Annotated in this window: 19 protein-coding genes; 11 read left to right on the top strand and 8 right to left on the bottom strand. The window is 58.1% G+C overall.

Translation table 11 applies throughout. The annotated features are described in order from the left end of the window. Positions 1-27 precede the first annotated feature (27 nt). Genes CLV83_RS09140 through CLV83_RS09125 form a run of 4 tightly spaced genes read left to right on the top strand, consistent with a single transcriptional unit; the run spans position 28 to position 4,845 of the window. The gene (locus CLV83_RS09140) at positions 28-1,548 is read left to right on the top strand and encodes an efflux transporter outer membrane subunit (protein ID WP_132290839.1); all 1,521 of its coding nucleotides are present in this window, start codon (positions 28-30) and stop codon (positions 1,546-1,548) included. Continuing rightward, positions 1,545-3,758, top strand: a complete 2,214-nt coding sequence (locus CLV83_RS09135) for an FUSC family protein (RefSeq protein ID WP_132290836.1) — start codon at positions 1,545-1,547, stop codon at positions 3,756-3,758. The genes CLV83_RS09140 and CLV83_RS09135 overlap by 4 nt, the downstream gene beginning before the upstream one ends. Continuing rightward, positions 3,748-3,948: a DUF1656 domain-containing protein gene (locus tag CLV83_RS09130; protein WP_104003746.1), complete on the top strand. Its 201-nt coding sequence runs from the start codon at positions 3,748-3,750 to the stop codon at positions 3,946-3,948. Before CLV83_RS09135 ends, CLV83_RS09130 begins: the two co-directional genes overlap by 11 nt. 9 nt (positions 3,949-3,957) lie before the next feature. Continuing rightward, a complete protein-coding gene (locus CLV83_RS09125; RefSeq protein ID WP_132290833.1) occupies positions 3,958-4,845 on the top strand; it encodes an efflux RND transporter periplasmic adaptor subunit in 888 nt (295 codons plus the stop codon). 852 nt (positions 4,846-5,697) lie between these two features. Here the strand turns inward: CLV83_RS09125 and CLV83_RS09120 are convergent. After that, the gene (locus tag CLV83_RS09120) at positions 5,698-5,943 is read right to left on the bottom strand and encodes a hypothetical protein (protein WP_132290830.1); all 246 of its coding nucleotides are present in this window, start codon (positions 5,941-5,943) and stop codon (positions 5,698-5,700) included. A 174-nt stretch (positions 5,944-6,117) separates the two neighbouring features. On the opposite strand from CLV83_RS09120, the gene CLV83_RS09115 reads away from it, so the two are divergent. Then, complete coding sequence (locus CLV83_RS09115) at positions 6,118-7,020, top strand: LysR family transcriptional regulator (RefSeq protein ID WP_132290827.1); 903 nt, start codon at positions 6,118-6,120, stop codon at positions 7,018-7,020. A 29-nt stretch (positions 7,021-7,049) separates the two neighbouring features. Here CLV83_RS09115 and CLV83_RS09110 read toward each other — a convergent pair whose 3' ends face one another. The 7 genes from CLV83_RS09110 to CLV83_RS09080 form a co-directional block, all read right to left on the bottom strand. Beyond that, positions 7,050-8,972: a sigma-54-dependent Fis family transcriptional regulator gene (locus CLV83_RS09110; protein WP_132290824.1), complete on the bottom strand. Its 1,923-nt coding sequence runs from the start codon at positions 8,970-8,972 to the stop codon at positions 7,050-7,052. 272 nt (positions 8,973-9,244) lie between these two features. Further along, on the bottom strand, positions 9,245-10,699 hold the full coding sequence (locus tag CLV83_RS09105) for an aldehyde dehydrogenase family protein (RefSeq protein ID WP_132290821.1): 1,455 nt from the start codon (positions 10,697-10,699) through the stop codon (positions 9,245-9,247). Positions 10,700-10,713: 14 nt separating this feature from the next. Further along, complete coding sequence (locus CLV83_RS09100; protein ID WP_132290818.1) at positions 10,714-12,261, bottom strand: FAD-dependent oxidoreductase; 1,548 nt, start codon at positions 12,259-12,261, stop codon at positions 10,714-10,716. Between the two features lie 18 nt (positions 12,262-12,279). Beyond that, a complete protein-coding gene (locus CLV83_RS09095; protein ID WP_132290815.1) occupies positions 12,280-12,828 on the bottom strand; it encodes a twin-arginine translocation signal domain-containing protein in 549 nt (182 codons plus the stop codon). A gap of 95 nt (positions 12,829-12,923) precedes the next feature. Continuing rightward, a complete protein-coding gene (locus CLV83_RS09090; RefSeq protein WP_132290812.1) occupies positions 12,924-13,820 on the bottom strand; it encodes a transporter in 897 nt (298 codons plus the stop codon). Positions 13,821-14,128: 308 nt separating this feature from the next. Then, positions 14,129-15,157: an NADP(H)-dependent aldo-keto reductase gene (locus CLV83_RS09085; RefSeq protein WP_132290809.1), complete on the bottom strand. Its 1,029-nt coding sequence runs from the start codon at positions 15,155-15,157 to the stop codon at positions 14,129-14,131. Between the two features lie 16 nt (positions 15,158-15,173). Further along, positions 15,174-15,782 (bottom strand): acyltransferase, encoded by a 609-nt coding sequence (locus tag CLV83_RS09080; protein ID WP_132290806.1) that lies wholly within the window; start codon positions 15,780-15,782, stop codon positions 15,174-15,176. A 97-nt stretch (positions 15,783-15,879) separates the two neighbouring features. Here CLV83_RS09080 and CLV83_RS09075 point away from each other — a divergent pair, with 97 nt between their 5' ends. The 6 genes from CLV83_RS09075 (at position 15,880) to CLV83_RS09050 (ending at position 22,035) form a co-directional block, all read left to right on the top strand. Further along, positions 15,880-16,680, top strand: coding sequence for an enoyl-CoA hydratase-related protein (locus CLV83_RS09075; protein ID WP_243642348.1), 801 nt, complete (start codon positions 15,880-15,882; stop codon positions 16,678-16,680). Between the two features lie 105 nt (positions 16,681-16,785). Continuing rightward, complete coding sequence (locus tag CLV83_RS09070; protein WP_132290803.1) at positions 16,786-17,253, top strand: 4-hydroxylaminobenzoate lyase; 468 nt, start codon at positions 16,786-16,788, stop codon at positions 17,251-17,253. 51 nt (positions 17,254-17,304) lie between these two features. Further along, on the top strand, positions 17,305-18,900 hold the full coding sequence (locus CLV83_RS09065; protein ID WP_132290800.1) for a benzoate-CoA ligase family protein: 1,596 nt from the start codon (positions 17,305-17,307) through the stop codon (positions 18,898-18,900). 2 nt (positions 18,901-18,902) lie between these two features. Continuing rightward, positions 18,903-19,682, top strand: a complete 780-nt coding sequence (locus tag CLV83_RS09060) for an alpha/beta fold hydrolase (protein ID WP_132290797.1) — start codon at positions 18,903-18,905, stop codon at positions 19,680-19,682. A 17-nt stretch (positions 19,683-19,699) separates the two neighbouring features. Next, entirely contained in the window at positions 19,700-21,247 is a 1,548-nt protein-coding gene (locus CLV83_RS09055; protein ID WP_132290794.1) for a 3,4-dehydroadipyl-CoA semialdehyde dehydrogenase, read from the top strand. 2 nt (positions 21,248-21,249) lie between these two features. Further along, a complete protein-coding gene (locus tag CLV83_RS09050) occupies positions 21,250-22,035 on the top strand; it encodes an enoyl-CoA hydratase-related protein (RefSeq protein ID WP_132290791.1) in 786 nt (261 codons plus the stop codon). Position 22,036 lies beyond the last annotated feature (1 nt).

Below are 22,036 nucleotides of genomic sequence, written 5' to 3'. Positions count from 1 at the left end.
ACCCGACTTTTACAAGATTTAAACATTATGAACTCATCCATCAATAGACCCACTTTGGGGGCTAAAAGCCGCCTGTGGTTGGCGGGCCTGACCGCGGCGTTTGTGCTGGCAGGCTGCGCTTCACCGGAGGGGATTCACCCCCAGGCGGCGCTGACACAGCCTGAAGCCGTCGAGGGTGTCAGCCATCCGGCCGCAAACAGCGATAACTGGCCCAGCATCCGCTGGTGGCAGAGCTTTGCCGATCCGCAGCTCGACAAGCTGGTTGAACAGGCGATGCTGGATAACCCAACCCTGGAAGCCGCCGCCGCACGCATTCGCCGTGCTCAGGCCCAGGCTGGATTGACACTATCGCCCTCCGCCCCGCAGCTGAGTGCCGACGTGAACGCCGGTATTCACGGCTGGCCCACCGATGATCACTACGGCCCAGGTGCCATGGCCGATACCGAAACCTGGGATAACCAGGCGATGCTCGGCTTCAGCTACGAGCTCGATCTGTTCGGCCGCCAGCAGGACCGTAAACAGCGCGCCCAGCAGGATGTGGCCGTCAGCGAAGCCAGCGCCCGCGTGGTACAGCTGGACCTGACCGCCAACCTGATCCGCACCTATATCGCCTACGCGCTGAACTACGCCCAGCTGGACGTGCAGAAGTCACGCCTGGCGCAGCAGCATCAGATCGTCGATCTGACCCAAAAGCAGCTACAGGCGGGCATCGGCACTCGCTACGATCTGCAACAGGCCCGCGCCCAGCTTCCGGTGACCCAGCGCCGTATCCGCGCCCTGGAAGAAGCGATCGAGCTCAACCGCAATACGCTGGTCACGCTGGCAGCACGACCCTTAAGTGAAGCGGCCGAGCTGATCCGTCCCAGCCTGCTTTTGAACCGTCAGCTAAGCCTGCCCAGCGATCTGCCGCTGGAGTTGATCGGCCGCCGTCCGGACCTGGTGCTGAGCCGCTGGCAGATCGCCTCCCAGGCCAGCGCCGTAGATATGGCGCGCACCGACTTCTATCCCAACATCAACCTGGTGGCGAGCCTGGGCCAGGTGCTGACCAACGGTGCCCTCAATGACTGGGCCGATGCCGAGCGTCGCACCTTTACCGCAGGCCCTGCGCTGTCACTACCGATCTTCGATGGCGGCGCCCGTCGCGCCCGGCTCGGTATCGCCGCAGCCGAATATGACGAGGCGGTGCAGCAGTACAACAACACCCTGAGGCACGCCCTGCAGGAGGTCAGCGACCAGCTGATCCGCCAGCGCTCGGCCAAGGATCAGTCGGAGCTGGCAGACCTCGCGGTACAGCAGGCGGAACAGGTGTACGACACGGCAGAAAAAGCGTTTCAGCGCGGCCTGACCGACTACCTGCATGTGCTGGATGCCCAGACCCGACTGCTCGACCAGCGCATCGCCCGCGAACAGATCCACGCACAGCTGCTCCGTGTGCAGGCAGACCTGGCCCTATCCCTGGGCGGTGGCGTGCAGTTCATGGCGCAGCCAGACGATGAACAGCTGACGCCAGCTCGCGTAGAAGTCAGTGCAGAGATCAGTGCACCATGAGTACGTTAAGCAAGGAACTGTTCAGCCGGGAGGCACACCGCAGCGCATTCCTAAACTGGCGCCTGGGCAACGGCAACGGCTGGCTCTATGTGGCCAAGGTGCTGCTGGCGATGAGCCTGGCCTACTACGCCTCGATGATCCTGGAGCTGCCGCACACACGTTCGGCGGCGCTGACTGTGTTGATCGTGATGCAGCCGGAAGCGGGACAGGTACTGACCAAGAGTATCTTCCGTCTGATCGGCACCCTGTTCGGTCTGATCGCCATGCTGACGCTGGTGGCGCTGTTTCACCAGCAGCCGCAGATGTTCATCCTCGGCACCGCGCTCTGGTGCGGTGTCTGCGTCTCCGGCGCGGTGCACTACCGCGATATGCGCTCCTACTCCTTCCTGCTGGCAGGTTATACCGTCGGCATGATCGGCGTACCCGCAGCGATCACCCCCGATGCGGCGGTGAACCTGGCGGTGGGCCGGATGCTGGCGGTGGTGATCGGCATCATCTGCGGTGGCGTGGTCAGTGCGGTGATCTTTCCGCGCGAGACCGCAGGCTCCATGCGTAATCAGCTGGTCAGCCGGGTCGGTCGCCTCTGCGGTTTTGCTCGCGCATCCCTGCTCGGTACGCTGGATCGCGACAGCCGCAACGCCCGCGGCCGCGCCCTGGCAGCGGAGAGCGTCTCTATTGAGGTGCTGCGCCAGGCCGCCACGGTAGAGAACCTGCAGCTGAAGCAGAAAAACCCGCTGCTGAAAGCGCTGAACCGCCAGTACATGGCGATGGGGACACGCCTGCACTCCATCGGCCGCCTGCTGGAGCAGCTGCGCAGCAGAGCCGAAGAGTCACAAGCCGAGGCCACTATTCTTGCCCGGGTCGAACCTGTCGCTGCGCCTTTGCTGGAGCTGATGCAACGGCTGGAGAAAGCACCACCTCAACCCCAGGTTGCCGGCCAGCTGCTGCGTGAGTTCGAACTGATCGAAGCCAGTCTTAAGCAGAACATCCGCGATACCCGCGCCGATCTGCGCCAGCAAGTTACCGACCGGGAAGCGATGGAGCGTTTCGATACCCTGGTCGAACTGATGGTCCGGTTTGCCGAGCAGCTCGGCCAGTACCTGCGCGACTACAGCCGCCTGGACGATGAAAAGGCGCCGGAGTTCGACACGCAGTACACCGGCTTTCGCTCGCACACCAACCCGCTTTACGCCGTCACCACCGGCACCCGCTCCGCCCTGGTGATTCTGTTTGTGGCCTGGTTCTGGATCACCAGCGGCTGGGAGAGCGGCACCATGTCGATCCAGAACGCGATCATCGCCGCGGTGCTGACATCCACCGTACCCAACCCGAACAAGATGGCCCAGTCCGTGGCCCAGGGCGCCATAGTCGGTTGTATCGTCGGCTTTATCGTCAGCTTTTTCGTGCTGCCCTATGTGGATGGTTTCCCGCTGATGATGGCCGCCATTGCGCCGGTATTCATCATGGGCGCCTGGATGAGCCTGTCGCCGCGCTGGGCAGGGCTTGGCTTTGGCTCGGTGGTGAACTTCTGCTTTGTGGCCTCGCCGGATAACCCGGCCAGCTTCCTGCCACAGCAGTTTGCCAACCAGTCGATCGCCAGCGTCACCGGGTTCCTGATGTCATGCGTGTTGCTCGCCCTGCTGTTCCCGCCGAGCGGACGCTGGCTGCATCGGGTGATGCTGCGTGATATGCGAGACCTGGCAGTAAAAGCGCTTACCGCTCCGCTGCCGGGGCTGGCCGCGCAACTGGATAGCCGCAGCCGTGACCTGCTCAACCAGACCTACAACATGTCCGGCGGACAACCACAGCAACAGCAGATCGCGCTGGAGTGGTGCTGCCATATCCAGGAAGTGGGACATGCGGTAATCGAGCTGCGTACCCTGCTGCGCTCGGAAACGCTCAAGGATACCGATCCTGATACCCCCTGGCGCCAGACCCTGGACCAGATGGGACGGGCGCTGAGCCGGCTCTACATCAAACCGGGCGCACGCAGCTTCGAGCGCGCCATGGAACAGGTCGAACTGGCTATCGAGCAACTGCGTCCCGCGCTGGAGCCAGAACAGGAACACTTTTCCAATTCACCGCGGCGCCAGCTGCTGAGCTACCTGCACTTTATCAAGGTCTCGCTGCTCGACCCGCAAGGCCCGCTCGCTATGTACCGCGAGCAGAACAACGCCACTTTAGAACAGGGAGTCGCCCATGCCGCGTGAGATCGCCTTTTACGGCTTCTATTTTCCGACCGTCACCGTGCTGTTTATCACCGCACTGCTGATTACCTGGGGTGTGGATCGCATCCTTGCCGGCACCGGCCTTTACCGCTGGGCCTGGCATCCCACCCTGTTACGTCTTGCCATCTATGTCGGCATCAGCTGCGCGCTGACGCTGCCTGTTTATCGCTGAGGTCCAGCTATGACTCTGAAAAAACTCTACAGTATCGTTTTTACCCTGGTGATCGTGCTTGCAGCACTGCTGATGGTGCGCCTGCTCTGGCTGCACTATATGAACGATCCCTGGACCCGCGACGCCCGCGTCCGCGCAGACGTGATCAATATCGCCCCGGACGTAACCGGCGCCGTCGTCGCCCTCAATGTGCAGGATAACCAGCGCGTGAAGAAGGGCGACCTGCTGCTGCAGATCGATCCGGCCCGTTATGAGCTGGCGGTAAAACGCGCCCAGGCCCAGGTGGAAGCCCAGGAAGCGATGCTTTCGCTGCGCACCGATGAAGCCCGCCGTCGCGCCGATGCCGATGCCCTGGTCGTCTCCCGCGAAAGTCGCGACCAGGCCGAACGCGCCGCCCAGACCGCCAAGGCAGAACTGGACCAGGCCCGCGCCCAGCTCGACGCCGCCCAGCTCGACCTTGAGCGTACCAAAGTCTTCGCGCCGGAAGATGGCTATATCACCAACCTCAACGTTCACACCGGTGATTACGTGCACGCCGGCCAGGCTTCACTGGCGCTGATCGATGAACACTCCTTCTGGGTCTACGGCTATTTCGAAGAGACCAAGCTGCCGCTGGTCAAACCCGGCGCGGCTGTGGATATCACCATGATGAGCGGTGTGAAGATGAAAGGTCAGGTGGAGAGCATCGCCCGCGGTATCTACGATGCGGACAACCCGCAGAGCAATGAACTCACCGCCAACGTCAGCCCCACCTTCGACTGGGTGCGCCTGGCCCGCCGTATCCCGGTGCGCATCAGCATCGAAGAGATACCCGAAGGTGAAACCCTCACCGCCGGCACCAGCTGCACCGTGGTACTGACCGGTGTGGATACCCGGAAATGGTGGCAGATTTTCTGAGCTGATAGCGCCAGCTAACAAGCTTTTAATCCCGGCCTTGGTGCCGGGATTTTTATTGCCGAGGCTTGCCTATCCACCAAGGTAAATAATGGTCTGTATTTCCAGCAGCTCACCTCGGCAGGTTTTCTGCAACTATCCCCATAGGCTCCAACAGAATGAATTCAACAGCAGGCTAACTGAGCGCACCCGAATCCCCTTCAGCGCAGCCGAGCATCGGAGACTGAAAGAGGAATAAGGGATCGACTGTCTGAGCCGCGCAGCGGCGAGTTTGGAGATCCCTCTCTTTCAGACGAGAAGCACAGGGTAATCGGCGCAGCCGATCAAGCTGTCGGGGCGGCTTAGGATTGTTAAGGATCTTGGCTGTCCAAGATCCTTGACTCGCCAGCAGGCGAAACCTGCGCCTATTCGTGCACGAATAATAAGTTAATTGGCGCCAGCGATTAGCCACGAATCAAATATTACTAACACTAACAATAAGATATTTAATAACGACAAATAAAAAGAAAAATCCCAATAAACGGGATTTAAAAAGGAAGGATAAATAAAAGGGGAATATATAATGAAGGTCTGAGCCCAACCGAGATGATCCATCATCCCGGTTTGTAGCTCGCCTGGCGAAGGGAGAGAAAAAGGCTTAAAGGCCCAGTTCGCTAGGGATAGACAGGGCTGAAGAAGCCCTAAAGCAAGTCATTGTATAGTTGCAGCCAGGGTTGCCTTGACTACTCTTGTTGCGTGATAACTGAGGCTCGATACCTGAAACTCTATACCTTAAAAGACAGCGAATAATATCCCTGAGCTTTTCTATACAATGTTTACGCGGGGAAACTCTGTTGCGATCCAGCGTTGAACCGATTACAGGTTCGGGTGAGTAATGGTGAACAGGTAGTCACGCTCGCCGCTGGTCAGAATTTCTTTGGACTCTTTGTCGCTTTTATCTTCTGCTTTTACCGCCTGATCGCGAGCAGTAGAAGCCTGGGCCAGGTGGATTTCGTTCTGAGCCTTGGCGCTTTCAGCAGTGTCATTTGCAGGGGTTGCCTGGGCGATGCCAGCGAAACCAACGAGTGCTGCAGCAAGTGCGAATTTTTCGATACCTTTCATGGATAAATACCTCTGTTTTGCGAGCTTCTTCGTAAAGGAGGGACACCGGTAAAGAAGCTGATTTACGATGGGATGTACGGTGTTTCTTTCTAGTGACTGCTATTCTACTAGTGCACTGTCGTCGTGATAATATGGTAAAAACACCAAAGATTAGTGCATGAGAGCAACAATAAAATGGACGATCTTAACGACCTTTACTTCTTCTCAGCCGTGGTCAAACACAACGGTTTTTCCGCCGCAGCGCGGGCGATCGGGGTGGAGAAAACCCGCCTGAGCCGCCGCGTGGCGGACCTGGAGAAGCGCCTTGGCCTACGTCTACTGCGCCGTTCGACCCGTTCCATGACACTGACCGAAGCCGGCGAGCGCTTTTATCAGCAGTGCCAGAAGGTGGTGGATGATGCGGAGCAGGCTTATGAAAGCATCGCCGAGCTGAAGAATGAGCCCAGCGGCAAGGTAAAACTGAGCTGCCCGGTGATTCTGGCGCAGAGTTATCTGGCGCCGATCTTATCCGGCTTTATGGAAGCCTATCCCAAGGTTTCCCTGCTGGTGGTGGCCACCAATCGACAGATCAACTTTATAGAGGAACGCTTCGACCTGGCACTGCGTGTCACCCCGGCCATCGAGGATTCCGCCAGTCTGGTCGCCCGCGAGCTGGGCGGTGCCAGCCGGATTCTGGTAGCCAGCCCGGATTTCCTGGAACGTAACGGTCACCCGGAAAAGCCGGAGGACCTGAACGCTCAGGCGATCATCTCCGATATTCAGGATGGCGAAGTGCAGTGGCCACTATCAACCGCAGACGGGCATAGCCATACCCTTGATCTCACCCCCAGGCTTGTCACCAACGATCTGCGCGTGCAGGTCGAGGCGGCCGCTGACGGAGTCGGCATCGCCCTGCTCCCCGAGCCTATAGCCTCAGACGCCCTGCGCAGTGGCGAACTGATACACGTGCTGCCCGAGTGGAGCGGCTCAAGACACACCATTTACCTGGTCTATCCGCGCCCCCGCGGCATGCTGCCCTCGGTGCGCAGCCTAATCGATTACCTGGTGGAAGAGATCCCGAAAACTTTGGACGACTGAGCCCGGCATGCTCCCAATGCCTGGCCCGATCAATGTTTGATTTTGGCCAGTTTGCGGTACAACGTGGCTCGCCCGATCCCAAGCTGTTTCGCGGCCTGGGTCATGTTGCCGCCGCACTCATCGATCGCTTTGAGAATCAGGTCATCGCAGGCGTTTTTCAGCTGCCCATCGCCATTAACAACAGTGGACTCATAAGTGATCGTAAAATCCTGAACGGATGGGGTGATCTGCTGCTGTAACGCAGGTGGGAAATCCTTTGCTTCGATCGCCTGCCCCGTCGGAGTCTGGGTATCGGCAAAGATGATCGCATTACGCAGCTCTCTGACATTACCCGGCCAGGCATAGGCATCGATCAGGCTGCGGGCTGATGCCGCAAATGCCCTGCCCGGCGCGGCCACTTCATCGAGGATCGACTGTGCCACACCGACAATATCCGCCCGCTCCCGCAAAGCAGGAATCTGCAGCTCATAACCGTTTATGCGATAGAAAAGATCCTGGCGAAACAATCCACTGTTGATAGCAGCACTGAGATCTCTGTTGGTTGCGCAGATCAGCTGGAAGTTGACCTTCACCGGCTTCGACGCCCCGAGGCGAATCACTTCCCGGGTTTCCAGCACTCTCAACAACCTGGTTTGCAATGCGGGAGGCATATCGCCGATCTCGTCGAGAAACAGGGTGCCACCATCAGCCTGTTGGATTTTACCCATCTGACCCGTCTTGCTGGCACCGGTGAATGCGCCGCTATCGTAGCCAAACAGCTCGCTCTCGATCAGTGATTCCGGAATCGAGGCGCAATTCAGGGAAACAAACGCCCCATTCCCTGCATAACTTGCGTCATGGATCATTCTCGCCATCACATCCTTGCCAACACCTGATTCGCCCAACAACAGAACCGGTAGCCGGGCCACCGCATTCAGGCTGGACTTGAGTGCCGCTTCAACGCGCTGATCACCGAAATAGAACCTGCTGGAGCGATTCGGTACAGAGTCGCCTTCGATATCCACGGACTCCGACCTATCAAACAGAGATGCGCGGGCAGCATAAGACCTCGTGCTTTCTTTTTCATCGGCGTTAATCACCCTCCCAAACAATCTGATCCCGCCTCTGAGGGTCAGCTGAAAGGGCTCATCCCGCAACAGACCTCTGTCGAACAATACCGCGAACGCTTCGTCGAAAAGGTCATCAAAACTCACCCGACTGGACCTCAGATCCAGTCCGAAAAAGTTCTGTGAGACCTGATTGCCGCCTGTCACCGATTGATCGTAGCCGAAGGCCAGCACCAGACTGTCGCCCCCGAACTGATTACCTGCGACCTGGAGTTCAACCACGATCGCCTCAGGCAGAGTCCGTATCAGTTCATTCTGAATATTTCGCGCGCAGGCTTCGAGCAGGAAAAATGCCCCGTTATCACGGTTAGGCGCTTCATTGGTGATATCCACACTGGCGCAGACAAAACCCTGGGGATCGAACACCGGCGAGGCGGCACAGTTGAAGCTGCTGTGGAACGACTTGTAGTGCTCCTGCCCAAACACCCGAACGAAACGCTGGGACGCCATAGCGCAGGACATAGCCGAGGTGCCGATCAACTCCTCGGAGAGCACAGCCCCCTGACGAAACGCCTTGGCGATACCCGGTTCAGACACGTTTTTGCTGGGATAGACCCTGAGCGCATGGCAGTTGCGGTCGGTAAACAGCACCGACCAGCCGGCTCCGCCCAGAGAGCGGTAGAGTCGCTCCAGAGGATCACTTGCGCTGTCGAGGAGGGGCTTATGTTGTAGCAGCGTATCACCTAGCTGCTGATGCGATAGAAAACCATAGTCGACACCGCCATCCATGGACAATTTATTGGAAGAGCATCTTTGCCAGGATTCATAAACCGGATGATCCAACATTCTGGCGGCACTGTAATCACCCTTTGCGAATTCACTGCGAATGACAGAAATACTATGCATTTCAGCTACATCCTTAATTTTATTTTTATTATTTTTTGGACCTTTTAAACTTTTTAGTACTTTTCTACCATCGCTTAAAAACGGTTCAATAAGGCCAATAGAGACCAGAATAGCCCAATAAAAAAAACCAAAGCAAGCGCGCAAAAAACAAAAAAAAGCCCTGCATTAAGCAGGGCTAACAAATGACGCCAGGGAGTCAGATAGCGTCTTCAGGGGTGCTCTTACATGAGTACTGAAAGGGTAGGTTTAACACTACTTAGCAAAGGGGATAGCTAAAACGGATAGCCCAACGGCGCATCGATCGAGCTAATCCATTTTTTCTCGGTGAACTCTTCCATATTCTCAGGGCCACCAAAGCGACCGCTATTGCCCGAGGCCTTCATCCCGCCAAAGGGCACCTGGAATTCGTTGTTCACGGTCTGGTCATTAATGTGGACCATCCCCGCCTGCAGGCGCTGGGCAATTCGCTTTGCCCTGACGGGGTTGCTACTCTGCACCGCTGCCGCCAACCCATAGTCACTGTCATTGGCCAGGCTCACCGCTTCATCCTCGTTGTCGACAGCGATAACCGGCGCGACCGGACCAAACACCTCTTCCTTGTAAACCGGCATCTCCGGCGTGACATCGGCGATCACCGTGGGCTCGATGAAAAGCCCATCGCGTTTGCCACCACAGACGATCCGCGCGCCCATGGCTAGAGACTGTTCAATCAGGCTCATCACCCGATCTGCCTGGCGCTCGCTGATGATTGGCCCCAGGTGCACGTTTTCCCTGTAGGGATCGCCGACCACTAGCTTCCGGGCCCGTTCACTCAGGGCATCGATATAGGCATCCGCCACCGAGCGCTCCACGATATGACGCCCGGACTGCATGCAGATCTGCCCCTGGTGCAGGAAGGAGCCCCAGGCGGCGCATGAAGATGCCGCAGCGATATCGGCGTCATCCATAATCAGCAGCGCGTTGTTACCACCCAGCTCCAGCGCAGCTTTCTTCAATTGCCGACCACAGACTTCACCGATCTGTCGCCCCACAGCCGTAGAGCCGGTGAAAGCGATCATGTTGACCTGCGGATGAGACACCAGATGCTGCCCCACATCGGCGCCACCCAGCGCCAGGGAACAGACGCCCTCCGGCAGGCCCGCCTGTTGCAGCAGCTCCGCGATCAACACGCCGCCGATTACCGAACTGTTCGGATCAGGCTTGAGCACGACGGCATTGCCCATCGCCAACGCCGGCAGCACCGCCCTCAGCGAAAGTAGCAGCGGGAAGTTCCAGGGGGATATGACGCCGACCACACCGAGGGGGACGCGGATACAGATGTTCTCTCGCCCCGGCATACTGGAGGGGTAAACCTCACCATAGGGGTTCATCGGCATCGCCGCACACATGAAGCTCTGTTCGATACACGCCTGCAGTTCCCAGCCCGCCTTGCCGGCGATGGAGCCGCATTCGCGGGCGTTCCAGGCGTTGATCAACTCGGCATTCTGCTCCAGCAGACCGCCGAAGGTGCGTAACACTCGGGCCCTTCTGTCGAAGTCGGTGGCTGCCCATGCTGTCTGTGCTGCAGCGGTCTGTTCAACCAACCGATCCAGTTCGGCGATGCTGGTCGAATTGAGTTGTCCAAGCTTCTGCCCGGTGGCCGGTTCAGTAATATCGAACGGCGACCCTGTGAAGCCGTTGGCGAATTCAAAACTTCCGTTGTCCTGATGAATGACTGATAGATTCATAACCTGCTCTCCTGTCAGCTAAAGTTCGCCTTGGCGATCTGGTCGGCAATATAGGTGGCCAACGCATACACGGTTTCGGACGGGTTGTAGCCGATGGAGGTCGGCAACAGGCTTGCGTCGGCGATATATAGGCGTTTCACATCGTGGGTTTCGCCATAGGGGTTCACCACTGACCTGGCCGGATCTGCACCCATGCGGCACGTACCCTGGGGGTGGAAAGAGACATAGCGGTAACGGGCCGGCTCATTCTCCAACGCATCGATTACCCGGTCGATATCGCCTTCACTCTCGATCAGCGTTTTGTCGGAAGTGGGCAGGTAAAGGAAGCTTGCGCCGGCCGCGAACAGGATACGGGCGTTGTACTTCAGCCCCTTTTTCATCGCCTCGAAATCGTAATCGTCAACCTCGTAGATGATCTCTTTGGCACCCTCTTTCCAGCGCACTTCACCGACGTTTTTATCGTGGATCAGCGTGATCAGACGGATGGTATTGCGGTACTTCTCCATGTAGGCGACATAGGGTTTACCGGTCCCCGGCTCCGCTTGGAAACTCGCTTCCACCGGCTCCTGAACCGCGTTCAGCAGCAGGTAACCGCCCTCTTCCGGCAGGGTATGTGTATCCACGTAAAGGGAATGAGTTGCACCGTGAAAGTCATCCACTTCGCGGTCATAGACCGCGGTCACAGACAGGGTCGGGTGACAGGCGAAGTTCTTGCCAACCTGGCCACTGGAATTGGCGATGCCGGACTGCTGCAGAATGATCGGCGACTGCACTGGACCCGCTGCCAGAACCACGATCGGCGCCTTGACCTTCATGCTCGCCTTGAGCTGCTTGGTCTTCGGATCGATCACCTGCGCCTCGACACCGCTGGCCTGGCCGTTTTCGGTGATTATCCGTGTCACCCGGGTGTCGGCGTAGATTTTCGCGCCGTGGTTACAGGCCCAGGGTAGATAGGTCACCAGCATCGACTGCTTGCGATCGGTCTTGCAGCCGGCGAAGCAGAAGCCGGTCATGGCACAGTCACGAATGTTTCGGTGTGCAACACCTTTGCGTATATCGAGCTTTTCCAGCCCCTTGGAGATCAGCTCGGCGCCAATGCTTGTTTCCTGGGGGCCGTTTTCACTGATACTGAGGTTTTTTTCCACCTTGTCGAAATAGCCGGCCATCAGCTCAGGCGTCAGGTTGCTCAGGCCAAACTCCTTGGCCCAAAGAGAGAGATAATATTCAGGCGTGCGGAAACAGAGGGCCGCATTGACCACGGTGGAACCACCCACGCAGGCGCCCTGAAGCACCGAGATATCACCATGGGTATTGGCCTGACCACCTTCATCCTGGTAAAGCGTGCCCATGGCCACTGCGAGCATCTCGGCAAACTGTGATGAAGGTACATAGGGACCCGCCTCCAGTACCACAACCTTCTTACCCTGGCGGGCCAGCTCATAGGCGTTGATGGCGCCACCAGCCCCGGAACCGATCACCACCACATCGGCATCGATATTGACCTCTGGCCCGGCGATGTCAGTGGCGGTCTGGATATTCAACGTATTGTTCTGATTAGCCATAACTTACAACCTTCTGCTTTAGGCCTGGGGCTCGGGCGTGTTGCCCAGCGAGGGAAGATTCCATTTGTCGGAGACGGGGCCGTCGTAGCCGAGCGGCGCCCAGGTATCCGGAATCGCCCAGTAGGCAAGTACGGTCAGCTTCTTCAGGCCCATGGCCAGCGCCCGCTGCGGCACCTCATTGGAATCGGCCCACTGATCCACAAAGCGGCTCGCGTCTGCGTCGTTTAGCTCCACAAAGGTGCCACCAAACTGCTCCACCGGCCCCTCGTTGAAATAACCGATGCCGCCGCGCAGCCCCTGACGGATGTGAGGTGCCATGCCAGCCAGGAGCGCCTGCTCCAGCGTGGGCTGCACCGGCAGTGATGAGGGAGCAACAAGGCTGCTGCCGTCGGTGGGCAGGGCTATCTGCAACATTTTGCCGAATACCTGCCGCTCCAGGTCGGTCATGCGGGAGTCTTCGGTGAGTACACCAGAGAAGGCGTTGATGCCGGGTAACACGCTTACCGCGGCGGCCACCATCGACGCTGTTTGCAGGAACTTGCGTCGGCTTATCATCAGGTTATTCATAAGCGTCCGTTTTTTATTAGAGCTCTGTTTGCAGAGCGTTTATTAGAGGGCTTTGAGTAAGGGAGTTTTAACGCGCTAAGAGTCAACACCCCTTATTAGAAAACTTTGACGAAACGAAAGTTAAAACGGTTGTCCTCAAAGAAGCCGTTTTCAACGTCGATGCTGCGACCGTACTGGAACTGCAGCTGCATATCAGGGGTGATAAAGTGCTGCAGACTGGCCTGCCAGCGGTTGTTATCCAGCTCGTCATCCTGATCGATACCATCCAGACTGCTTTCACCGCCGAAGTCATGGTAGTAGCTCAACACCGCTTTGGTGGATTGGCCGAAACTCTTGCTCAGGTGAGCCTGAACGCCGTACTGATCGTCCTGTTCGCGGTCCATGCCTACGAAGTCGTCGTTATCGCCGAAGAAGGTATATTCGCCGATCAGCTCCAGGGAAAAGGTTTCGGTCAGAGGGGTTACATAGGCCGCCTGGGTGATCAATTTCCAGCGATTTTCACCGATATTGACCGGGCCCTTATCGGCGTCGTACTGGCCGATGGGGATGGATGCCAGTGCTGTCAAACCAAAGGCTCGCTTGGACTCCTGGTTGTTGTAGAGCCAGACCGTACCACCGACGATGGGATCGCCAACCCCCGAGCTGCTGGTGCTACCAGCCACCGTATCCAGGGTAACCTTACCGAACGGGATGATGATCTGAGGATCGACGATATAACCACCCACATCGATGTAATGAACCCAACGCAGCAGGCCGATATCGGTCTTCAGCTCTTCGATGCCGGCTAAGTCGGAGATCTCATCGCCGGAGGCATAAAATTCATCGTGGCGGGTGTGCTGGTAGTAGATGATACCCAGGTCGATACCGGCGGGGAGCGGGCTGTAGTCGCCCGAGTCGGTAGCAATCTGCGCGGCCTGACCGGCAACAGGCATCATCAGCAACGAGGAGGCTATCGCCGAGAGGGCGAAGGTTGGCATAGTGTGTCGGCTCATTGTTTAACCTTTTTATATTTGTTGTTTGGCCGTCAGTAAAAAGCAGGTTCTGTGCCGTTCAGTAAAAACTTTTAATTTTCATCTGGTTATAAAAAATTTGCAGTTATTTATCCATGTCGGTTATCTCGGTTTGAGACAGGTGTCTCATTGCAGCGTCTCATTCTGAGACAGATAAAACACGCAGGATAAAAATCTCAGGTTTATACGAAAATCAAAAAGAGACGAGTTCAGAAGACTTAAAAAATCAGCAGCACCAGCCTCGATATAAGCAGGGACTGGCGCTATATGGGAATTATCAGTGAATCAGCCTAAGGAGCCGGATTCGGAAAGCCCCGATGGATTGCCTCAATGGCTTTTAAGAGATCCTGATCCAGTTCAACATCGAGGCTGCCGATATTGATTTCGAGCTGTTCGAGTGAGGTAGCGCCGATAATGGTCGACAGTAGAAACGGTCGGCTGTTTACGAACGCCAACGCCATCTGCGCCGGGTTCAAGCCGTTCTGTTCTGCCAGAAGACAGTATTTTTCGGTTGCCGCAACCGCCTCCGGCCCCGAGTAACGGGCGAAACGCTCAAACAGGGTCAGGCGGGCGTTTTCCGGTTGCTGACCATGACGGTATTTGCCGCTCAGCATGCCGAACGCCAGCGGCGAATAGGCCATCAGACCGATATCCTCGCGATGGGATATCTCGGCCAGCCCGCTCTCATAGGTCCGGTTGAGCAGGCTGTAAGGGTTCTGCACCGTCTCTGCCCTGGGCAGCCCCTCTACCTCGGCGTAATGCAGAAACTTCATCACGCCCCAGGGATTCTCGTTGGAAAGGCCAAAGGCGCGGATCTTACCGGACTGCACCAGGTCCTGAAGCCCGCGCAGAATCTCATCCACCGGGGTTTCATCGATCTCTTTATGGCGATACCCCAGCTGGCCAAAGATATTGGTGTTCCGGTCAGGCCAATGCAGCTGATAGAGATCGAGATAATCGGTTTTCAGCCGCTTCAGGCTGGCGTCGACCGCTGCCTTCAACTGGTCTCGGGTATGCTTGGGACCACCGCGCATGTATTCCAGGGCGCGGCCCGGACCTGCCGCCTTGCTGGCGATGATCCAGCGGTCGCGCTTGCCGGATTTCTCGATCCAGCTGCCGATGTACTCCTCGCTGCGCCCCGCGGTTTCCGCCACCGGCGGCACCGGATACATCTCCGCGGTATCCATGAAATTGATTCCGCGTTCCAGCGCGAAGTCGATCTGCGAATGCGCTTCGGCTTCAGTGTTCTGTTCGCCCCAGGTCATGGTGCCCAGGCAGAGTTTGGAGACGGGCTGACCGCCCAGAGTGTTGAGTCCCATTGGATGCACCTCCGAATTAGTTGTTATTGAGTGTGTCCTGCTTGGTGGCTACCTTGGTGTCGAAATGGATGCTGGGCCGGTTTTCCTCAACCTGGCTTAGCGGTGCGGTTTCGACACAGGATCGCAAGCAGCGATCGGCCAGTTCGATGTAGGCCTCGGTACCCGAGTGCTTCCAGGCCATCTCCTCTTCGGCCAACGCTCGTACCGCCTTGGCGGGAGTGCCCATAATCATCTGCCCCGCCTCAAATCGATCGCCGGTTTTGACAAAGCTGTGGGCGGCGACAAAGCAGCGCTCGCCTATTTCAGCCTTGTCCATGACAGTGGCGCTCATGCCCACCATGGCACCGGAGCGGATCTGACAGCCATGCAGCGTAGCTCCATGACCTATATGGGCGTAGTCATCAACCTGAACAGTCAGGTCCTGAAAGCTGTGTACCACGCAGGCATCCTGAATATTCACACCATATCCCAGACGGATCGGGCCGAAGTCACCACGCAGGCTGGCCAGCGGGCCGATATAGCAGTGCGGGCCGATAATGACATCACCGATGATGACGGCGGTTGGATGCACATAGGAGGAGGGATCTACAACGGGCGTAACCCCGTCGAGTCGATAGAAAGGCATAGTTCTTATTATCCTTGAGTTTATTCGACACTCTAACATGTACTATATTTCATCTTCCGTACACAAATACAACCATAAAAAGTGATGGAGTTTCCCTATGACGGCCCAGTCGCCCTACTCTGCCGAACGCTTCCCCAACCTCCTGTTCATGCAACAGGAGGCGGTGCTTCTTATCCAGCTGAACCGGCCACGGGAACTGAACGCCCTGTCAAACGCCATGCTCGGTCAGATCGCCGACGCACTGACAACGGCAGACCAGGACCCCAGCGTTGCGGTGATGGTAATCACCGGCAGCGACCGTGCCTTTGCCGCTGGCGCCGATATCGATGAGCTGGCAAACAAGACTGGCGAGATGGTCGCCACGGATCCACGCAACCAGCACTGGGCCGTAATCCGCTCGCTTAACAAACCACTGATCGGTGCGATAAACGGCTTCTGTCTGGGCGGCGGCAACGAGCTGGCGATGCTCTGTGACTTCCTGATTGCGGGCAATAACGCTCAGTTCGGCCAGCCGGAAGTGAACTTGGCGATACTGCCGGGGGCCGGCGGTACCCAGCGCCTGACCCAGCTTGCCGGCAAGGCGAAAGCGATGCGCTGGATACTGACAGGAGAGTTTATTAACGCTTCAGAAGCTCTGAATATCGGCTTGGTCACTGAACTCTGTGAACCGGAACTGACACTGGAACGCAGTCTCGAAGTAGCCGGACTGATCAGTAAAAAAGCGCCCCTTGCGACGGCCAGCATCAAGCGTGCAGTCAATGCCGCTTCAGATCAGCTCCTGGATCAGGGTCTGATGATTGAGCGCGAGGAGTTCGCAAAACTGCTCTCCAGCACTGATAAACAGGAGGGTATTGCCGCATTCAGGGAGAAACGGCCTGCAAGCTACAGCGGCAAATGATGCATTATCATGCATTGACACAAATTACGATTATGCACTATAAATCAATTCACATTGCACAGTGATACCAGCGCGAACCAGAAAAATAATACAAGAGCTGAGTCTATGAGCACCCAACTACTGCACGATCTGATCGAGCCTGTGGCCAATTTTATCAACGGTAAAACCATTGATCCTGCACTGGCTGACGAACTGAACACCCACTTCCCCCACGACGGCGAGTGGTATCAAAACCTCCTCTCCATCTGCAACCGCGGCACCGAAGAGGGCTGGATCTGCCAGCACGAGGCCGGCGGCATCCGTTTTGGCCGCGTTATCAAACCGTCCGCTGACCTGCATAACCTCAGCGTCGATATTGTCCTGATGAAAGACGTTGTCGGACCTCATCACGCCCACCCCAATGGCGAGATCGACCTGATCCTCCCTCTCACCGATGGCGCCGCCTTTGATGGCACCTCTGAGGGCTGGAAGGTCTATCCACCAGGGTCAGCCCACAAACCCACCGTCACCGGTGGCGAAGCCTTTGTGCTCTATCTACTCCCGGAAGGTGCTATCGAGTTCACGCGTAACTGATCACCTGCCACGCCTGTTTAAGACGATATAAAAATAAGTAGGGTTCTAATCATGGCAAACGCTATCAGCGTGTGTGATCACACGCAGACTCCCCCTGAAATCGATATACCGCGTATCTACAACGCCGCCCGCGACCTGATGGAAAGAAATATCCAGGCCGGTCGCAGCGACAAACTGGCTTACATCGACGATAACGGTGAATGCACCTACGGCGAGCTCGACCGTCGCTCCAACCGTTTTGGTTCCGCCCTAGCCTCACTCGGACTGCTGCAGGAGCAGCGCCTGTTTCTTTGTGCTCTGGATAGCATCGACTGGCCGGTAGCCTTTCTTGGCGCCATCAAGGCCGGCGTGGTTCCGGTGGCGGTCAACACCCTGCTGACACCTAAAGATTACGCCTACATGCTCAGGGACTGCCGCGCCAAGGTGGCGGTGATCTCCCCGCATCTCTGCGATGAGTTCGAGCCCTTTCTGGAAGAGATCCCCACTCTGGAAGCACTGATCATCGCGGACAAGAAAGGGATCGACAGCCATATATCAATCCATCAGCTTGAGGAGCGCGGCAGCGATCAGTTTGAGAGCCCGGCCACCACCAGCGACGATCCCTGTTTCTGGCTCTACTCTTCCGGCTCCACCGGCGCCCCAAAAGGCACAGTCCATATCCACTCCTCAATGATCTACACCGCCGAATTGTTCGGCCGCCAGATTCTCAAGATCGACGAAAACGACCGTATCTTCTCCGCAGCGAAACTGTTCTTCGCCTACGGACTCGGCAACGCCCTGAGCTTTCCGCTGGCATTTGGCGCTACCACCGTCCTGATGGCGGAACGCCCCACACCTGATGCGGTGTTCAAGCGTCTGGTCGAACACCAGCCTACGGTGTTCTGTGGCGTGCCTACACTTTACGCCGGCATGCTCGCCTCCAAGGAGATCCCCAATAAAGAGGAGCTGGCGATTCGCATCGGCACCTCCGCCGGCGAAGCACTGCCGGCAGAGCTGCAGACCCGCTGGCGCAACGCCTTTGGCACCGAAATCATCGACGGCATCGGCTCCACCGAGATGCTGCATGTCTATCTTTCCAACCGTATCGACGATGTGCGCCCGGGCACCACCGGCACACCGGTACCCGGTTACGAGATCCGTCTGGTGGATATCGACGGCAACGAGGTACCCAAGGGCGAGATCGGCGACCTGGAGGTATCAGGCCCCAGCAGCGCCATCATGTACTGGAATAACCGCGGCAAAACCACCGCCACCTTCAAGGGACGCTGGACCCACAGCGGCGACAAGTACTACATCAACGACGAGGGATCCTACGTCTATGCCGGTCGCAGCGATGACATGCTCAAGGTCAGCGGCATCTACGTCTCACCCGCTGAAGTGGAAGCCACGCTGATCCAGCATCCGGCGGTGCTGGAAGCAGCGGTCATCGGTGCCAAACAGGAAGATGAGCTGATCAAGCCCAAGGCCTACATCGTGCTCAACGAAGGTTTCGAGGCCAGCGACGAGCTCAACGCCGAGCTGAAGGATTTCGTTAAATCGCAGCTGGCGCCCTATAAGTACCCGCGCTGGTTTGTCTATGTCGAGGAGCTGCCGAAGACCGCCACCGGCAAGATCCAGCGTTTCAAACTGCGTCAGCTGGAAGAGTGAGCATGTTTATCGATATCGATGGCCGCCGCCACGAAACCAGGGTATTCACGCCTGAAGCCTACCTGTTTCCTGACAGCGCCTTTGTACTTCTGCATGAAGGTCTGGGCTGTGTCGCCCTGTGGAAAAACTTTCCCCAGGCACTGGCCGATGCCACCGGCATGGATGTGGTGGCGTACAGCCGCGCAGGTTACGGCGACTCCTCCCCGGTGAAGGTGCCACGCCCGCTGAGCTACATGCATGAGGAAGCCGAGGTCTGGCTACCGAAAATTCTGGCCAGTCTCGACTATAAAAAGCTGATGCTGGTGGGCCACAGCGATGGCGGTTCGATCGCGCTGATCCATGCCGGCTCCTGTGCCGATCCCCGCATCAGCGGCGTCATCACCCTGGCCGCCCATGTGTTCAATGAACCGGTCTGCGTGGCCAGCATCGAGCAGGCCAAAGAGGTCTACGAACAGGGCGGGTTACGGGATTCTCTGGCGCGCTACCACGGCGACAACGTGGACGTGGCGTTCTGGGGCTGGAACCAGGCCTGGCTGCACCCTGACTTCATGGCATGGAACATCGAGGAATACCTCCCCGGCATCCGTGTGCCTCTGATGGCGGTGCAGGGTGAAAACGACGAATACGGCACCACCGACCAGATCAACGCGATCTGCAGACAGGCCGGAGGCGCCTGTGAACCGGTACTTCTGCCCAACTGCCGCCACGCCATTCATCGCGATGCGCCCGCCGAACTGATCGGCGCCATCAGCGGATTCATCAGCAAATACCAGACAGTTTAAAACCTCAAGGAGCCAGTATGCGTATCAGTAGCTATCTCTCGGGCCAATGGCAGGACAACGGCGATCTTGCTGCAAAAGTTTACTGCGCCCTGGATGGGTCGGAGATGGGTGAAGTTGCCGCCTGTTCCGCGGACATGGGCCAGGCGATGGAATACGCCCGCAGCGAGGGCGGCAGCGCCCTGCGAAAACTCAGCTATGCCGAACGCGGCCAGCTGCTGCGCAGCATCGCCAAGACCCTGGAGGCCAACAAAGAGCACTACGCCGATCTCAGCTACCGTAACAACGGCGCCACCGAGATGGACACTTTTCTCGATGTGGAGGGTGGTATCGGCACGGTGAAATATTACGCGTCGCTAGCCAAGGGGCTGGGCGAGCGTCACTGGCTCACCGATGGTGCCGCCGAGCAGGTCACCAAGGATGAAAACTTCCGCGCCGTGCACCTGATGACACCGCTGCGCGGCGTTGCCGTACATATCAACGCCTTCAACTTCCCCGGCTGGGGGATGCTGGAGAAAGTGGCCGTGGCGCTGCTTTCCGGCGTCCCCATGCTGATCAAGCCGGCGACCTCCACGCTGCCGGTGGCCTATGCCATGGTGAAGGATATCGTCGATGCCGAGATTCTGCCGCCGGGCGCCATCAGCCTGGTTGCCGGTGGCGGTCGCGATATCCTCGATCACATCACCGGCCAGGATGCGGTCGCCTTCACAGGCTCTGCGGAAACAGCCGCAGCGCTGGCGAGCCATCCGCGCATGATCAGCGAGAACGTGCGCTTCAACGCCGAGGCGGACAGCATCAACTCGTCGATTCTTGGCCCCGACCTGGATGCGGAATCCAACGGTTTCAAATCCTTCATTCACGAAGTTTCCCGCGAGATGACCATCAAGGCTGGCCAGAAGTGCACCGCCATCCGCCGTATCTTTGTGCCCCGCTCCCAGCTTGAAGCCGCACAGAGTGCGCTGATCGCGAAGCTTGCTAAAGCCAAAGCCGGCGATCCTAAACGGGAAGGCGTCACCCTGGGGCCTTTGGTGAGCGCAGCCCAGAAAACCGCCGCTATCGAAGGCAGCACTCGCCTCGCCGGCGAATGCGAGCTGGTCTTTGAGGGCGATTCCGGCAGCATCGATGGCGAAGCGGGCGGGTACTATTTCACCCCGAAATTGATGCTCTGCGCCAACCCGGCCGAGGCCAGCCTGGTGCATGAGACCGAAGTGTTCGGCCCGGTGGCCACGCTACTGCCTTACGACGATGACGCCCAGCTCTTCGACCTGGTGCGTCGCGGCGGTGGCTCGCTGGTCAGCTCCGTATTCAGCAACGATGACGGCTTTGCCATCAGCGCCGTGACCGAACTGGCCTCAAGCCACGGCCGTCTGCTGATCGTCGATGACAGCATCGCCCGCAGCCACTCCGGCCACGGCAACGTGATGCCGATGTGTAACCACGGTGGTCCGGGCCGGGCCGGTGGCGGCCAGGAGCTGGGCGGTCTGCGCGGCCTCGCCTTCTACCATGTACGCACCGCCGTGCAGACCAATGCTGCCCGCGCCAGCACCCTGCTAGGTGAGGAGCTCTGATAATGAGCGAAGCCCCGGCATTTGAAACGCTGATTCTCAGCGAAGCGGAGGGCGTAGCGGAGCTACGCCTCAACCGTCCGGCCCGCCTGAACAGTTTCAGCAGCGAGATGCACCGCGAGCTGAAACAGGCGATCAAGCAGATCAAAAGGATGGAGGGCCTCAGGGTTCTGGTGCTGACCGGCGAAGGACGGGCGTTCTGTGCCGGCCAGGATCTGGAGGAGCGCCGCATTCCTGAAGGTCAGCCCAAGCCAGACCTGGGCGACTCTCTGAAACAGACCTACAGCCCGCTGGTAGCCGCCCTGCGCGATCTGCCGGTGCCAGTGATCGCTGCCGTCAATGGCGTTGCGGCCGGTGCTGGCGCCTCTCTGGCGCTGGCCGCCGATATTGTGATTGCCAAGCGCTCCGCCAAGTTCACCTTCCCGTTCAGCCATCTGGGACTGATACCGGATGCCGGCGGCACCTCAACACTGGTACGTAACCTGGGCCAGTCCCGGGCGCTGGCGATAGCACTGCTCGGCGAAGCGGTGGATGCGGAAACGGCTGAACGCTGGGGCCTGATCTGGGCGGCGGTGGACGACGACCGGTTCGATACCTACCTGCAGGAGATGATCGCCAAACTCACCGGTCGTCCGGCGCTGGGTATGGAGCTGATCAAGCGCTCCATGTACCTGGCGTTTGAAAACGACTTCGCGACCCAGCTCGAACTCGAGAGCAGCTGCCAGAAGCTGGCCGGACGCAACCCGGCGTTCTGGGAGCGCGTTAACGCTTTTCTGAATAATAAGAAGTAAT

Source organism: Marinobacterium mangrovicola (genome assembly GCF_004339595.1).
In the GTDB taxonomy this organism is placed as follows: Bacteria; Pseudomonadota; Gammaproteobacteria; order Pseudomonadales; family Balneatricaceae; genus Marinobacterium_D; species Marinobacterium_D mangrovicola.
This window is presented reverse-complemented; position numbering and strand designations above follow the sequence as displayed.

Excerpts from the sequence above, each read along its gene's own strand:
- CLV83_RS09140 (WP_132290839.1), top strand. The coding sequence starts at position 28 with ATGAACTCATCCATCAATAGACCCACTTTGGGGGCTAAAAGCCGCCTG.
- CLV83_RS09135 (WP_132290836.1), top strand. The coding sequence starts at position 1,545 with ATGAGTACGTTAAGCAAGGAACTGTTCAGCCGGGAGGCACACCGCAGC.
- CLV83_RS09130 (WP_104003746.1), top strand. The coding sequence starts at position 3,748 with ATGCCGCGTGAGATCGCCTTTTACGGCTTCTATTTTCCGACCGTCACC.
- CLV83_RS09125 (WP_132290833.1), top strand. The coding sequence starts at position 3,958 with ATGACTCTGAAAAAACTCTACAGTATCGTTTTTACCCTGGTGATCGTG.
- CLV83_RS09120 (WP_132290830.1), bottom strand. The coding sequence starts at position 5,943 with ATGAAAGGTATCGAAAAATTCGCACTTGCTGCAGCACTCGTTGGTTTC.
- CLV83_RS09115 (WP_132290827.1), top strand. The coding sequence starts at position 6,118 with ATGGACGATCTTAACGACCTTTACTTCTTCTCAGCCGTGGTCAAACAC.
- CLV83_RS09110 (WP_132290824.1), bottom strand. The coding sequence starts at position 8,972 with ATGCATAGTATTTCTGTCATTCGCAGTGAATTCGCAAAGGGTGATTAC.
- CLV83_RS09105 (WP_132290821.1), bottom strand. The coding sequence starts at position 10,699 with ATGAATCTATCAGTCATTCATCAGGACAACGGAAGTTTTGAATTCGCC.
- CLV83_RS09100 (WP_132290818.1), bottom strand. The coding sequence starts at position 12,261 with ATGGCTAATCAGAACAATACGTTGAATATCCAGACCGCCACTGACATC.
- CLV83_RS09095 (WP_132290815.1), bottom strand. The coding sequence starts at position 12,828 with ATGAATAACCTGATGATAAGCCGACGCAAGTTCCTGCAAACAGCGTCG.
- CLV83_RS09090 (WP_132290812.1), bottom strand. The coding sequence starts at position 13,820 with ATGAGCCGACACACTATGCCAACCTTCGCCCTCTCGGCGATAGCCTCC.
- CLV83_RS09085 (WP_132290809.1), bottom strand. The coding sequence starts at position 15,157 with ATGGGACTCAACACTCTGGGCGGTCAGCCCGTCTCCAAACTCTGCCTG.
- CLV83_RS09080 (WP_132290806.1), bottom strand. The coding sequence starts at position 15,782 with ATGCCTTTCTATCGACTCGACGGGGTTACGCCCGTTGTAGATCCCTCC.
- CLV83_RS09075 (WP_243642348.1), top strand. The coding sequence starts at position 15,880 with ATGACGGCCCAGTCGCCCTACTCTGCCGAACGCTTCCCCAACCTCCTG.
- CLV83_RS09070 (WP_132290803.1), top strand. The coding sequence starts at position 16,786 with ATGAGCACCCAACTACTGCACGATCTGATCGAGCCTGTGGCCAATTTT.
- CLV83_RS09065 (WP_132290800.1), top strand. The coding sequence starts at position 17,305 with ATGGCAAACGCTATCAGCGTGTGTGATCACACGCAGACTCCCCCTGAA.
- CLV83_RS09060 (WP_132290797.1), top strand. The coding sequence starts at position 18,903 with ATGTTTATCGATATCGATGGCCGCCGCCACGAAACCAGGGTATTCACG.
- CLV83_RS09055 (WP_132290794.1), top strand. The coding sequence starts at position 19,700 with ATGCGTATCAGTAGCTATCTCTCGGGCCAATGGCAGGACAACGGCGAT.
- CLV83_RS09050 (WP_132290791.1), top strand. The coding sequence starts at position 21,250 with ATGAGCGAAGCCCCGGCATTTGAAACGCTGATTCTCAGCGAAGCGGAG.